12 protein-coding genes are annotated in these 11,935 nt (G+C 70.1%); 6 read left to right on the forward strand and 6 right to left on the reverse strand.

All coding sequences use genetic code 11. From position 1 onward, the window contains the following. Window positions 1-3 precede the first annotated feature (3 nt). Window positions 4-438, reverse strand: coding sequence for an Lrp/AsnC family transcriptional regulator (locus tag OZ671_RS14735; RefSeq protein WP_268861446.1), 435 nt, complete (start codon window positions 436-438; stop codon window positions 4-6). 127 nt (window positions 439-565) lie between these two features. Here OZ671_RS14735 and OZ671_RS14740 point away from each other — a divergent pair, with 127 nt between their 5' ends. The 4 genes from OZ671_RS14740 to OZ671_RS14755 all read left to right on the forward strand — a co-directional run bounded on the left by OZ671_RS14740 (window position 566) and on the right by OZ671_RS14755 (window position 4,090). Then, window positions 566-1,489: a DMT family transporter gene (locus OZ671_RS14740; RefSeq protein WP_268861447.1), complete on the forward strand. Its 924-nt coding sequence runs from the start codon at window positions 566-568 to the stop codon at window positions 1,487-1,489. 101 nt (window positions 1,490-1,590) lie between these two features. After that, entirely contained in the window at window positions 1,591-2,388 is a 798-nt protein-coding gene (locus OZ671_RS14745; protein ID WP_268861448.1) for an AraC family transcriptional regulator, read from the forward strand. A gap of 75 nt (window positions 2,389-2,463) precedes the next feature. Further along, the gene (locus OZ671_RS14750; RefSeq protein WP_268861449.1) at window positions 2,464-3,366 is read left to right on the forward strand and encodes a DMT family transporter; all 903 of its coding nucleotides are present in this window, start codon (window positions 2,464-2,466) and stop codon (window positions 3,364-3,366) included. 109 nt (window positions 3,367-3,475) lie between these two features. Beyond that, the gene (locus tag OZ671_RS14755) at window positions 3,476-4,090 is read left to right on the forward strand and encodes a helix-turn-helix domain-containing protein (RefSeq protein ID WP_038306525.1); all 615 of its coding nucleotides are present in this window, start codon (window positions 3,476-3,478) and stop codon (window positions 4,088-4,090) included. Between the two features lie 193 nt (window positions 4,091-4,283). Here the strand turns inward: OZ671_RS14755 and OZ671_RS14760 are convergent, their stop codons facing one another. Continuing rightward, the gene (locus OZ671_RS14760) at window positions 4,284-5,129 is read right to left on the reverse strand and encodes a fumarylacetoacetate hydrolase family protein (RefSeq protein ID WP_268861450.1); all 846 of its coding nucleotides are present in this window, start codon (window positions 5,127-5,129) and stop codon (window positions 4,284-4,286) included. 105 nt (window positions 5,130-5,234) lie between these two features. After that, window positions 5,235-6,455, reverse strand: a complete 1,221-nt coding sequence (locus OZ671_RS14765; RefSeq protein WP_268861451.1) for an MGDG synthase family glycosyltransferase — start codon at window positions 6,453-6,455, stop codon at window positions 5,235-5,237. Window positions 6,456-6,593: 138 nt separating this feature from the next. On the opposite strand from OZ671_RS14765, the gene OZ671_RS14770 reads away from it, so the two are divergent. Then, complete coding sequence (locus tag OZ671_RS14770; protein WP_268861452.1) at window positions 6,594-7,583, forward strand: threonine ammonia-lyase; 990 nt, start codon at window positions 6,594-6,596, stop codon at window positions 7,581-7,583. A gap of 32 nt (window positions 7,584-7,615) precedes the next feature. Here the strand turns inward: OZ671_RS14770 and OZ671_RS14775 are convergent, their stop codons facing one another. Continuing rightward, a complete protein-coding gene (locus OZ671_RS14775; protein WP_268861453.1) occupies window positions 7,616-8,545 on the reverse strand; it encodes a hypothetical protein in 930 nt (309 codons plus the stop codon). An 86-nt stretch (window positions 8,546-8,631) separates the two neighbouring features. On the opposite strand from OZ671_RS14775, the gene OZ671_RS14780 reads away from it, so the two are divergent. Then, the gene (locus OZ671_RS14780) at window positions 8,632-9,828 is read left to right on the forward strand and encodes an MFS transporter (protein ID WP_268861454.1); all 1,197 of its coding nucleotides are present in this window, start codon (window positions 8,632-8,634) and stop codon (window positions 9,826-9,828) included. On the opposite strand, the gene dgcA is transcribed toward OZ671_RS14780, so the two are convergent. Both dgcA and dgcN read right to left on the reverse strand, forming a co-directional pair. Beyond that, window positions 9,798-10,781 carry an N-acetyl-D-Glu racemase DgcA gene (dgcA, locus tag OZ671_RS14785; RefSeq protein ID WP_268861455.1) on the reverse strand — a complete coding sequence of 328 codons (984 nt, stop codon included), beginning with the start codon at window positions 10,779-10,781 and terminating at the stop codon, window positions 9,798-9,800. The genes OZ671_RS14780 and dgcA overlap by 31 nt on opposite strands. A gap of 15 nt (window positions 10,782-10,796) precedes the next feature. Beyond that, window positions 10,797-11,852: an N-acetyltransferase DgcN gene (gene dgcN, locus OZ671_RS14790; RefSeq protein WP_103168724.1), complete on the reverse strand. Its 1,056-nt coding sequence runs from the start codon at window positions 11,850-11,852 to the stop codon at window positions 10,797-10,799. Window positions 11,853-11,935 lie beyond the last annotated feature (83 nt).

Here is an 11,935-nt window from a genome sequence, read left to right on the forward strand (position 1 = left end):
CGGCTAGAGCGGCGGCAGGCGACGCCGGATCGGCTGCATCTTGACGATCGCGGTGTTGGTTTCGGCCTTCTCGACGATGCGCTCCAGGATCGGATCGAGCTCGTCGATCGTGCGCAGGTGGAGGCGCGCGATGAAGCAGTCGTCGCCCGTCACCTTGTCGCATTCGGTGAAGGCGGGAATGTCCTGGATCAGCTTCTCGACGACATGCAGCTGGCCGGGCAGCGGCCGGATCCGGACGATCGCCTGCAGCATGTAGCCGAGCGCGCGCGGGTCGATGTCGACGGTGAAGGCGCGGATCACACCGCGGTCCTCCAGGCGTCGCAGCCGGTCCGACACGCTCGGCGCCGAGAGCTGCACGCGGGCGGCGAGATCCTTCAGCGAGATGCGCGCATCGTCCACCAGGATATCGACGATGCGCCTGTCGATGTCGTCGATCATTGTGGAAGGCCTTTCGCGGCGCCAGCCTTCAATTTGAAGGCCAAAGGCGCCATTGGCTTTCCTTTGATCATATCACGTGCCTGCGGTCATGCCTATTCTTGCCGGCATTCTCGCGAGAGCGCCGCCAATGACCGACAGAAACCGGGGAATTGCCGAGATGACGACGGCCATGGCGCTGTCCGGCACGATCGGCTGGTTCGTGGTCGTGTCCGGCCGTCCGGTGACCGACGTGGTGTTCTGGCGTTGCCTGTTCGGCACGGCGGCCCTGGCTTTCGGCTGCGCAGCCATGGGGCTGCTGAGGCGCCACAGCCTGACCTGGCGCCAGGTGGGATTTGCCGCGCTCGGCGGCATGGCGATCGTCGCCAACTGGCTCCTCTTGTTCGCGGCCTATCCGCATGCCTCGATTTCGATCGCGACCGCGGTCTACAACACCCAGCCCTTCATGCTGGTCGGCCTCGGCATGCTGTTCCTCGGCGAGCGGCCGACGGCGAGCCAGTTCGCCTGGCTCGGCATCGCCTTCGCCGGCGTACTGGCGGTCGCCGAAGCGCGCGCGGGCGGCAGCGCCGGCGGCAACTATCTCACCGGCATCGCGCTCGCGCTCGGCGCGGCCTTCTTCTATGCGCTGGCGGCCTTCGTCGCCAAACGGCTCAAGGGCGTCGCGCCGCACCTGATCACGCTGATCCAGGTCGCGGTCGGCGCCGCGCTGCTGCTGCCCCTTGCCGATCTCGGCCGGCCGCCGGCGAGCCTCAGCTCCTGGGCGGCGCTGGCAACGCTCGGCGCGGTCCATACCGGCATCGTCTTCGTGCTGCTCTACGGCGCGATCCAGAAGCTGCCCACCAACCTGGCCGGCGCCCTGTCCTTCATCTATCCGCTCGTCGCGGTGCTGGTCGATGTGTTCGCCTTCGGCCAGCGCCTCGCGCCGCTGCAGATCGCGGGCGGCGCGGCCATCCTCGTCGCCGCCGCCGGCATGACGCTCGGCTGGTCGTTCCGCCGGCGGGCCCCGGCGGCTGCCGGACCGGCACCGGACGGAGCCGTCTCGTCGCGCTCCTGACCGGGGCGGTCGCAGGCGCGGCTCCGCCCTTGCATTCGTCTGTTCGGGGCTGCAAGGCTGCGGCACGGCGTGCGAGGCCGACCGGCGGGAGGCGAGGGCAATTGGCGAGGGGCGAGTTCCGGATCAGGCGCTGCGTGGTGCCGGGCGTCATGGCCGTCGAGGCGACGAGCCGCCATGCCTTTCCCAAACATTGGCACGACCAGTTCGGCGTCGGCGTCATCCTCGCCGGCGCCCAGCGTTCGCTCAGCGGCCGCGGCACGGTCGAAGCCGGGGCGGGCGACCTGATCACGGTCAACCCCGGCGAGGTCCATGACGGCGAGCCGCTCGGCGAGGCCGGGCGGACCTGGCGCATGCTCTATTTCGACCCGCCGGTGATCGCCGCCGCCGTCCGCGACGTGGCGAGGCCGGCTGCCGCCGAGTTCGCCAGCCCCGCCTTCAGCCATCCGGGCATGGCGGTCCTGTTCGGCCGGCTCTATGCCGCCATGACGACCGACGCGGTCGAGATGCTCGCCCGGGACGAGCTGATGCTGGAGCTGGCGGCAGGGCTTCTCGCCGCGCCGGAAGCGACCGCGCCGCGCGGCACGGCCGCGCCGATCGACCGGGCCCGCAGCCTGATCGACGATGCGCCGGCCCGGACGGTGACGCTTGCGGCGCTCGCCCGCGCGGCCGGCCTCAGCCGCTTCCAGGTGCTGAGGGGCTTCGTGCGGGCGACCGGGCTGACGCCGCATGCCTATCTCATGCAGCAGCGCATTGCCCTGGCCCGCCGGCTGATCGCGGCCGGCACGGGTCTCGCCGAGGCGGCGGCGGCCAGCGGCTTCGCCGACCAGAGCCATATGACGCGCCTCTTCGTCCGCACCTTCGGCCTGTCGCCGGGGCGTTATGCGGCCGCGCTTGGCTGACGGGCCTGCAATTGCGTTCAAGACGCCGAGGGCCATTTCGGCGCTTCTGCCCGCGACGAGACGGAAAGGCAGGCCATGTCGCAGAGGCTCCAAGGCTATTTCTATCTGACGCTCGCCATGGTCACGGTCGGCAGTACCGTGGTGGCGAGCAAGGTGATCGCGGCGGGCATGCCGCCCTTCGCCGCGACCGCGCTGCGCTTCGCCGTGGCGCTGCCGGTCTTCGTCGTGCTCATGCGGCTAGCCGGTGCGGCGCGGCCGAAGCTCGAAGCGCGCGACTGGGCCATCATGGTGCTCCAGTCCGCGGCCGGCAGCGTCGGCTACACCGTGCTGCTGATCCTCGGCCTGCGGCTGACATCGGCGGCCGATGCCGGCGTCGTCACCGGCACCTTGCCGATCGTCGCCGCCGCCATCTCGGTCATCGTGCTCGGCGAGCGGCCCGACCGCCGGCTCGTCTTCGCCGTGGCGCTCGCCGCCGTCGGCGTGCTCGCCATCACCGTGCCGACGGGCGGCGGCATGCATTCGCTCGTCGGCAATGCGCTGGTCTTCGCCGCGGTGGTCGGCGAGGGCCTGTTCATCCTGCTCAACAAGCGCATGCGCGTCGCCATCCCGCCGCTCGTCCTGTCGACCTGGCTGACCGGCATCGGCCTCGTCCTGTCGGGGCTGGCCGCCGTGGCGGAGGCTGCCGTCGGCGGGTCGGCGGCCTGGCCCGCCGCGACGCCGGGTGCCGTTCTCGCCATCGTCTACTACGGCCTGGTGCCGACGGTCGGCGGGTTCCTGGCCTGGTATGCCGGGGCCGCCCGCGTGAGCGGCGTGGAGGCATCGCTCTTCACCGCGCTGGCGCCGGTGACTGCCGTGCTGCTCGCCGTCGCCGTGCTCGGCGAGACGATCGGCTCGCTGCAGGTGGCCGGCATCGGCCTCGTGCTCGCCGCGGTCCTGACCCTCGGCCTGCCGCGCCGGACGGGGGATGCGGCCGCCTGACGCGGCCACCCGGCCATCGCATCTTGCACCGCAGCGAGGATATCCCTAGGGTACTTTTTGCCGAACGATCGTTCGGCGCAACGACCGGAACGAGCTGCAAACGAATCCCATGGCCGATCGCGATCCGAAAAAAACCGAGCTGGACGCAGGCGCCCATGTGCTCTCGGGCAATCTCGGCCGCACGGTCCAGCGCCTGCGCAAGGCCTATAATCTCTCGCTGTCGGAACTCTCCGAGCAGTCCGGGGTCGCCAAATCGATCATCAGCCAGATCGAGCGCAACGAGACCAATCCGACGCTCGCCACCATCTGGCGCCTCAGCCAGGCTCTCGACGTCTCGATCGAGCGGGTGCTGGCCACCGCGACCGAAGAGCCGTTCCTGGAAAAGCTGTCGCGCGGCGACACGCCGCTGCTCGTCTCCGACGACGGCAAGTGCCGGCTGGCGATCACCGGCTGGATCAAGACGGTCGAGTGGCTGCAGTGGTACGACTTCCACTGCGATCCGGGCGGCGTGCTGGAAAGCGAGGGCCACCAGCGCGGTTCCGTCGAGAGCCTATCGGTGCTGTCGGGCGAGCTCCTCGTCGAGGTCGCCGACCGCGTCGAGACGGTCAAGGCCGGCGAGAGCGTGCGCTATCGCTGCGACGGCCGGCACGTCATCCGCAATGCCGGCACGGTGACCGCCCATGCCACGATGGTGTGCATCCTGAAGGCGGCCGTGATGGAGTGAGGTCGGCAGTTCGACCCGCGCTCCCGCTACCATTCATCATTGGCCTGCAATATCAGGCGGTTGCCGGCGCTTCCTGCAGGTTCGAATCCACATGAAGCGCTTCATGCGCCGAATCCGGTCGAAGCCCTGCGGCCGACATGAAAACCCCGGCTCGTGGCCGGGGTTCTTCGGATCCGGAGGCGGTCGCTGCGGCTCAGCGCCAGGCGACGACCTTCTGGGTCTGCTGGCCGAGGCCCTCGATGCCGAGCGTCATGATGTCGCCGGCCTTGAGGAATTTCGGCGGCTTCATGCCGAGGCCGACGCCCGGCGGCGTGCCGGTGGTGATGACGTCGCCCGGTTCCAGCACCATGAATTCCGAGACGTAGGAGACGATGGTCTTGACGTCGAAGATCATGGTCTTGGTCGAGCCGGTCTGCATGCGCTCGCCGTTGACGTCCAGCCACATGCCGAGCTTCTGCACGTCGGCGATCTCATCGACCGTGACCAGCCAGGGGCCGAGCGGGCCGAAGGTCTCGCAGCCCTTGCCCTTCATCCACTGGCCGCCGCGCTCGATCTGATAGGAGCGCTCGGAGACGTCGTTGCAGATGCAGAAGCCGGCGACGACGCTCAGCGCATCGGCCTTGTCGACATAGCGCGCGCGCTCGCCGATGACGATGGCGAGCTCGACCTCCCAGTCGGTCTTGTCCGAGCCCTTGGGCAGCATCACGTCGTCGTCGGGGCCGACGATGCAGGACGGCGCCTTGTTGAACAGGATCGGCTCGGTCGGGATGGCCGCGCCGGTCTCGGCCGCGTGATCGGCATAGTTGAGGCCGACGGCGATGAAATTGCCGACCTTGCCGACGCAGGCGCCGATGCGCGGATTGCCCGTCACGACCGGCAGCTTCTGCCAGTCGGCCTTGGCGATCTTGGCAAGGCCCTTCTTCGACAGGGCTTCGCCCGCAATATCGGAAACCACCTCCGAAAGGTCGCGGATCTTGCCCTCGGGATCGACCAGGCCAGGCTTTTCCTTACCCGCGGCTCCGAAGCGTACCAGTTTCACGATAGTGCCTCCCAGGCTCGATGTCGTTCGCGCGGATGTTGAGCGGGTCTTGAGCGGCCGTGCAAGCCCGTCATCGCATCGGCGCCTTGCGCTGAGCCCGGTTGCCTAGCGATCCCCGGCCTCCCGGGACGGGCCATGATGGGCCAGGATCGAGGCGACGATATCGCGCGTGGCCAGCGGCCGCCCGAGGCTGCGGGCCCGCTCCGCCATTGCCGCGAGGCGGCTGCCGTCGCGGGTCAGAAGGGCGGCCGCGCGTGCGCCCAGCCGCGTCGGATCCGGCTCGAACAGGCCCGCGCCGGCCCGCACCACATGATCGACATTGGCTTCCTCCTGACCAGGAATGAACCCGAAGATCAGCATGGGCAGGCCGCAGATCGAAGCTTCTGCGATGGTGCCGGGGCCGGCCTTGGTGACCAGCAGGTCGCTTGCATGCATCAGGTCGGCCATGCGCTCGACGAAACCGAGCGGGACGACCGGCACCGGCCAGGAGCCGGCGGCGAGCCGCGCGCGCAGGCCCTCGTTCTTGGCGGCGATGACGGCGATCTGGGCCTTGCCCGCCGCCCCGGCCGCCGCGACCGCATCGGCGGTGGCCGCAACGATCGCCTCGATCGGGCCGATGCCGCCGCCGCCGCCCATGACGAGGACGACAGGCCGGTCCGGAGCGAGGCCGAAACCCGCGCGCGCCGCCGCCCGGTCGGGAGCGTCATGCGCGAATTCGGCGCGGACCGGCAGGCCCAGGGCATGCAGCCGCTCGCGCGGCAGGCCCCGGCCCGCGGCGAGCTCCAGGGCTTCGCCGGTGGGCAGGTAGATCGCGCTGCTGGCGCGATGAAGCCAGGTCGGGTGAATGCCGCCGAGATCGGTGACGACGGTGACGTAGGGCGTGCCGGGTGCCGTGCGGGCGAGAATGGGGATCACGAGGTCGTTGACGAGGGGATGCACCGACACGACGAGATCGGGGTTCACGGTACGGATCAGCCGCGCGATCCGGGGCCGCGACATCAGCCGGACCAGGCTCGAGGACGCGCCGCCGACGGTCTGGCGCGTCGTTGCCTGCCACAGGGCCCGCCACAGGCGCGGTGCCCGGTTGACCAGGGTGTCGTAGGTCTGTGGCAGCCGGTTGAACGGGAAGGCCAGATGGTCGACGAGGAGATCGACTGTTGTCACGCGGGTCGCCGGGGCCTGGCGCCGGAACTCGGCTTCCAGCGCCCGCGCGCTCGCCAGATGGCCGCCGCCGGTGCGGCTCATCAGGATCAGGACATGCATGGCCCGCGTGGCCGGATCGGCGCCGTCGCGCCCGGATATCGGCATCGGGTCGGGTTGCTGCACGTGGATCCTCCGCGGCGCTGCTCTTAGCCTGATCGCGAGGGAATGGCGAGCGCGCCGAACTTCGGGGACAATCGCGCCAGGCCTTGCAGTTGCCGCACTGCCCCCGCCATATGGTGCAAAGCCATCCGGAGAGCCGCCATGCCCGCCCCCACCGCCGCCGCGCTGCCGACCGCCAGCGATGTTGCCGAAGCCGCCCGCCTGATCGCGCCCGTCGCGCGGCGGACGCCGCTGCTCAGCCTGCCCGAGCTCGACGCGCTCACCGGCGCGCGGGTCTTCCTGAAGGCCGAGCCGCTGCAGCGCACCGGCTCGTTCAAGTTCCGCGGCGCCTACAACCGGCTTGCCCGGCTCAACGATGCCGAGCGCAAGGCGGGGGTCGTCGCCATGTCCTCCGGCAATCACGCACAGGGGGTTGCGACCGCCGCCCAACTCATCGGCATGCCCGCGGTCATCGTCATGCCCAAGGACAGCCCGACCCTGAAGCGCGAAAGGACCGCCGCCGCCGGCGCCGAGATCGTGCTCTACGACCGCGAGAAGGACGACCGGGCGGCGATCGCCAGGCAGATCGCCGACGAGCGCGGGGCGACGCTGGTGCCGCCCTATGACGATTTCCACATCATGGCCGGCCAGGGCACGGTCGGCCGCGAGATCGTCGAGGATCTCGCGGCCCAGGGGCTGTCGCCCGACACGGTGCTGGTCTGCTGCTCGGGCGGCGGGCTGCTCGCCGGCGTCGCCCTGGCCGTGCACGAACGGGCGCCCAAGGCCAGGCTCTACAGTGTCGAGCCGGAAGATTTCGACGATCACGCGCGCTCGTTCGAGGCCGGTCGCCGGGTCGCCAACAGCAAGCTCGGCGGTTCGCTCTGCGACGGCCTGCTCGCCCAGACGCCGGGAGAGCTCACCTTCGCCGTCAACCAGCCGCATGTGGCCGGCGGCGTCACCGTGTCGGAGGACGAGGTGAAGCGCGCCGTCGGTTTCGCCTTCCGTGAGCTCAAGCTGGTGGTCGAGCCCTCGGGCGCCGTGCCGCTGGCCGCGCTTCTGTCCGGCCGGCTCGACGTGCGCGGCCAGGTGGTCGCAGCCGTCGTTTCCGGCGGCAATGTCGATCCCGCCCTGTTCGCGCGCCTGGTGGCGTGACGCTGGAGCAAGGCCGGCCTCGCTGGCCGGCCTCAGCTCATCAGCGCGACCTTTTCGACGAAGCTGAGCTTCTCGATATCCTCGATGCTGGGCAGGTCCGGCGGCGGGCTGCCGGCCATGCGCGCCGGCGGCGGCATCGGCGCCATCGGCCGCTCGTCGGTCGACAGGGCGGCCGCCGCGGTCGCGCGGGCCGTGACCGGGATCTCGATCGCCGCCGCGGGCGCGGGTGGAGGCAGCTTCGGCGCGTCGAACAGCGCGTCGTTCATCATCAGGTCGACGTCGTCCTGCGCGAGCCCTTCGCCCGGCCGCGCCGGGCCGTTCTGCAGCGAGGGCTCGCGCGGCCGCGGAACGGCCGCGGGCGGACTGTCGCCGGCTTCGTGCGCTTCACCCCAGATGTTCATCATCGAATCGATGCGGTCTTCCAGGAAGCGCAGGACACCGATGACCTTTCGGGTGCGCTGGCCGGTGACGTCCTGGAACGAACAGGCCGTGTAGATGTCGGTCGCCTTGGTGTCGATGAGGTCGCAGACCTCGCCCTCGGTGCCCATCTCGCGCAGCGTCCAGGCAATTTCCTGGATCGTCTCCGCCGCGCCGAGAATGTCCGACGTCGCCGCCTCGGTGGCCTGGACGATGGCGTCGAGCTCGACGGAGGCTTCCTCGAACCGGCCGATATCGCCGCCTTCGGGCTTGATCGCGGCGATCTCGGCCTTGGTGCGGGCGATGGCGCGCGCCATTTCCCTGATGTCGAGGCGGATGCGGTCGAGTTCGGGCGCCGTCCGCGGCGCCTCGACCATCGCCTCGATCCGGGCAAGAGCGGTCAGCACCACGGCCGTGTCGGCGGCGCGCTGGCGGCGCGCGTGCTCGGCCAGGAACCAGCGGCCCCGCGCGGTCTCCATCACTGCCGCTTCGATGACGTCGTAGTCGTCGAGCCTGACGGGTTGTGTCACGGTCTCGTCACTCATGCCGATTGCGCTCTCGCGGGACAGGGCTGGGCAGTCTAGAAAGAAGGCTCGACCCGCGAATCTCCTGCGAAATCTTAGTGCGAGCCGTGCCGCAAGCAAAATCCGACGATTCGAAGCTATTTGCGACCCGCCTGGCGCTGTTCTACGCAGCTTTGTTCGTCGGATTCGGGATCCATCAACCGTTCTTTCCGGTCTGGCTGCGCGCCAAGGGGCTGACCGACGGCGAGGTCAGCATGGTGCTCGCCTCGGCCCTGATGGTGCGCCTCGTGGCGACGCCGCTGATCACGACGCTGGCCGACCGGGCCGGCGTGCTGTCGACGGCCGTGGTCATCTGCGCCGCCGCCACGACGGTCGCCTATATCGGCGTTGGCCTGGCGTCGGGCTTCGTGCTGATCCTGCTCGCGGTGCTCGTCGCCCATTTCGTCTGGGCGCCGATGATGCCGCTCTCGGATGCCTATGGCCTCGCCGGGGTCGCCAAGCGTTCGCTCGACTACGGCCGCATCCGGGTGTGGGGGTCGGTCGCCTTCATGGGCGCCAATGTCGCCGGCGGCGTGCTGCTGACCATGCTGGCGCCGACCAGCATCGTCTGGATGCTCTGCCTCAGCTTCGGGCCGCTGCTGCTGGCAAGCATCGGCCTCGTCAAGGACCGGCGCGAGCCGTCCTCCGGGCCGAGAGGGCCGGGCTATTTCAACCGGCGCTTCGTGCTGGTGATGATCGCGGCGGCGGCGCTCCAGTCGAGCCACGCCGTCTACTACACGTTCTCATCGATCCACTGGAAGGAGCATCTGGGCTATTCCGCCGCCACGGTCGGCCTGCTCTGGGCGGTCGCGGTGGGCGCGGAGATCGTCATCTTCTGGGTGGCAGGCCGGTTCACCCGCGGCTGGCGCCCGACCAGCTACCTGATCATCGGCGCCGTCTCGAGCATCGCCAGATGGGCCGTGATGGCGGTCGATCCGCCGCTGGCCATTCTCGCGCCGCTGCAGGTGCTGCATGGCGGTGGCTTCGGCCTCGTCCATCTCGGCACCATGGCTTATCTCGCCGACCGCCTGCCGCCCCATGCGCGGGCGAGCGGGCAGGGCACGGTCTCGATCGCGATGGGCGCGACCATGGCTGGCTCGACCCTGCTCGCCGGCTATTTCTATGCGCGGGTCGGAGCCGGCGCCTATTTCGCCATGGCCATGCTGTGCCTCGCCGGCCTGGCCCTCACGCTGATCGCGCGGTCACTGCCGGTGCCGGTGCACCGGCCGGTGTTTCAGCCCCACAGGGACGGGGCGGGCGGATAGACGGTCGCACCGTCGTACCGCAGGCCCTCCGGCCGGTCCTCGCGCAGCAGGAGCGGGCCGTCGAGGTCGACCAGGAAGGCGCGCTGCGCCACCAGGGTTGCCGGCGCCATCGACAGCGAGGTGCCGACCATGCAGCCGGTCATGATCTTGAAGCCGAGCCGGGCGGCGTCGTCGGCAAGAAGCAGCGCCTCGGTCAGCCCGCCGGTCTTGTCGAGCTTGATGTTGATCGCGTCGTATTTGCCCGACAGCGACGACAGCGTCGTGCGGTCGTGCACGCTTTCGTCGGCGCAGATCGGAATGGGCCGGCGGATGCCGGCGAGCGCGCCGTCCTCGGCCGCCGGCAGCGGCTGCTCCACCATGGCGATACGGAAGCGCTCGCAGACCGCGAGGTTCGCGGCGAGATTGGCCGGCGTCCAGGCCTCGTTGGCATCGATCACCAGGGTCGCCTCCGGCACGGCCGCGCGGATCGCCGCCAGCCGGTCGGCGTCACCCTCGCCGCCGAGCTTGATCTTCAGGTGGCTGCGGCCGCAATGGGCGGCCGACTGCGCCATTTCCTCGGGGGAGCCGAGCGAGATCGTATAGACCGTCGTCAGCGGCTTCGGCGCCGCGATGCCGGCCAACTCCCAGGCGCGCTTGCCGGCGAGCTTGGCCTCGAGGTCCCACAGCGCGCAGTCGATGGCGTTGCGCGCCGCGCCGGGCTTCATGGCTGCGATCAGGCCCTGCCGGTCGAGGCCGTTGTCGATCGGATCGATCATGGCCTCGATCTCCGCGGCGACGCCATCGACAGTCTCGCCGTAGCGCGGATAGGGCACGCATTCGCCGCGCCCGACCGCCGACCCCTGGCGGATCTCGCAGACCACCACGACGGCTTCGGTCCGCGAGCCGCGCGAGATGGTGAAGGTGCCGGCGATCGGCCAGCGTTCGGTGGAAACGACGAGGTCGCGCGAAGCCATGACGGGTCCTTGTTCTCAGCGCGCGCGGCGGGCGGTGGAGCGCGGCTTCGGTTTCGGCTCGGGCTCGCCGTAGAGCTCGGCAATGGCATCGACCAGCGGCTCGACGCCGAAACGCATCGGGTCGGTCGCGGGCAGCTCGTATTCGCGCGCCAGCCGGTCGAGCACGGTGAAGGCGGCATCGTCGTCGAGATGTTCGGTATTGATCGACAGGCCGACACAGGTGATCGCCGGATTGGTCAGCCGGCCGAGCGCGACCGTCATGTCGATGACTTCGCCGATCGAGGGGAGTGGCGTGTCGACGCCGCGCATGGTGCGCCGGGTCGGCTCATGGCAGACGACGAAGGCGTCGGGCTGGGCCCCGTGCAGGAGACCGAGCGTCACGCCGGCGAAGGAGGGATGGAACAGCGAGCCCTGGCCCTCGACCACGTCCCAGTGCAGTGGGTCCGCATCGGGCGTCAGCCACTCGGCGGCGCCGGCAATGAAGTCGGCGACGACCGCGTCGACCGCGACGCCGCGGCCGGAAATGAAGATGCCGGTCTGGCCGGTGGCGCGGAAATCGGCGTCGAAGCCGCGGTCGCGCATGCCCTTCTCAAGGGCGAGCGCGCTGTATTTCTTGCCGACCGAGCAGTCGGTACCGACCATCAGCAGCCGCTTGCCGCTGCGCAGCCGGCCCTTGCCGGTGGGGAAGGTCTGCTGGGGATGGCGCACGTCGAACAGCTGAGCACCGTGCTTCTTGGCGGCCGCGGCGATCTTCGGCGTGTCGGCGAGCCGGGTGTGCAGGCCGGTGGCGACGTCCATGCCCGCCTCGATGGCGGCGACGATGGTGTCGATCCAGTGCGGCGCCAGCACGCCGCCGGCATTGACCACGCCGACGACGAGCGTCTTGGCGCCGGCCTTCACCGCCTCCGCGATGGTTGCGTCGGGCAGGCCGGTATCGGCCTTGCAGCCCTCGAGTCGCAGCTGGCCGACGCACCAGTCGCGCCGCCAGTCGACGATGCCCTGGGCGGTCTTGGCGGCGAGCTGGTCCGGGACGTCCCCCAGGAACAGAAGGTAGGGCTTGGCAATTTCCATGACGGGATCCGCAGCGGGTGGGAGACGGGCAGGGCGCCTCGACGGAACCCGGCGCCTCCTTTATGGAGAGGAGTGGCGCGTGT

Origin of the sequence: Phreatobacter sp. AB_2022a, from assembly GCF_026847585.1 — a bacterium.
GTDB lineage: Bacteria > Pseudomonadota > Alphaproteobacteria > Rhizobiales > Phreatobacteraceae > Phreatobacter.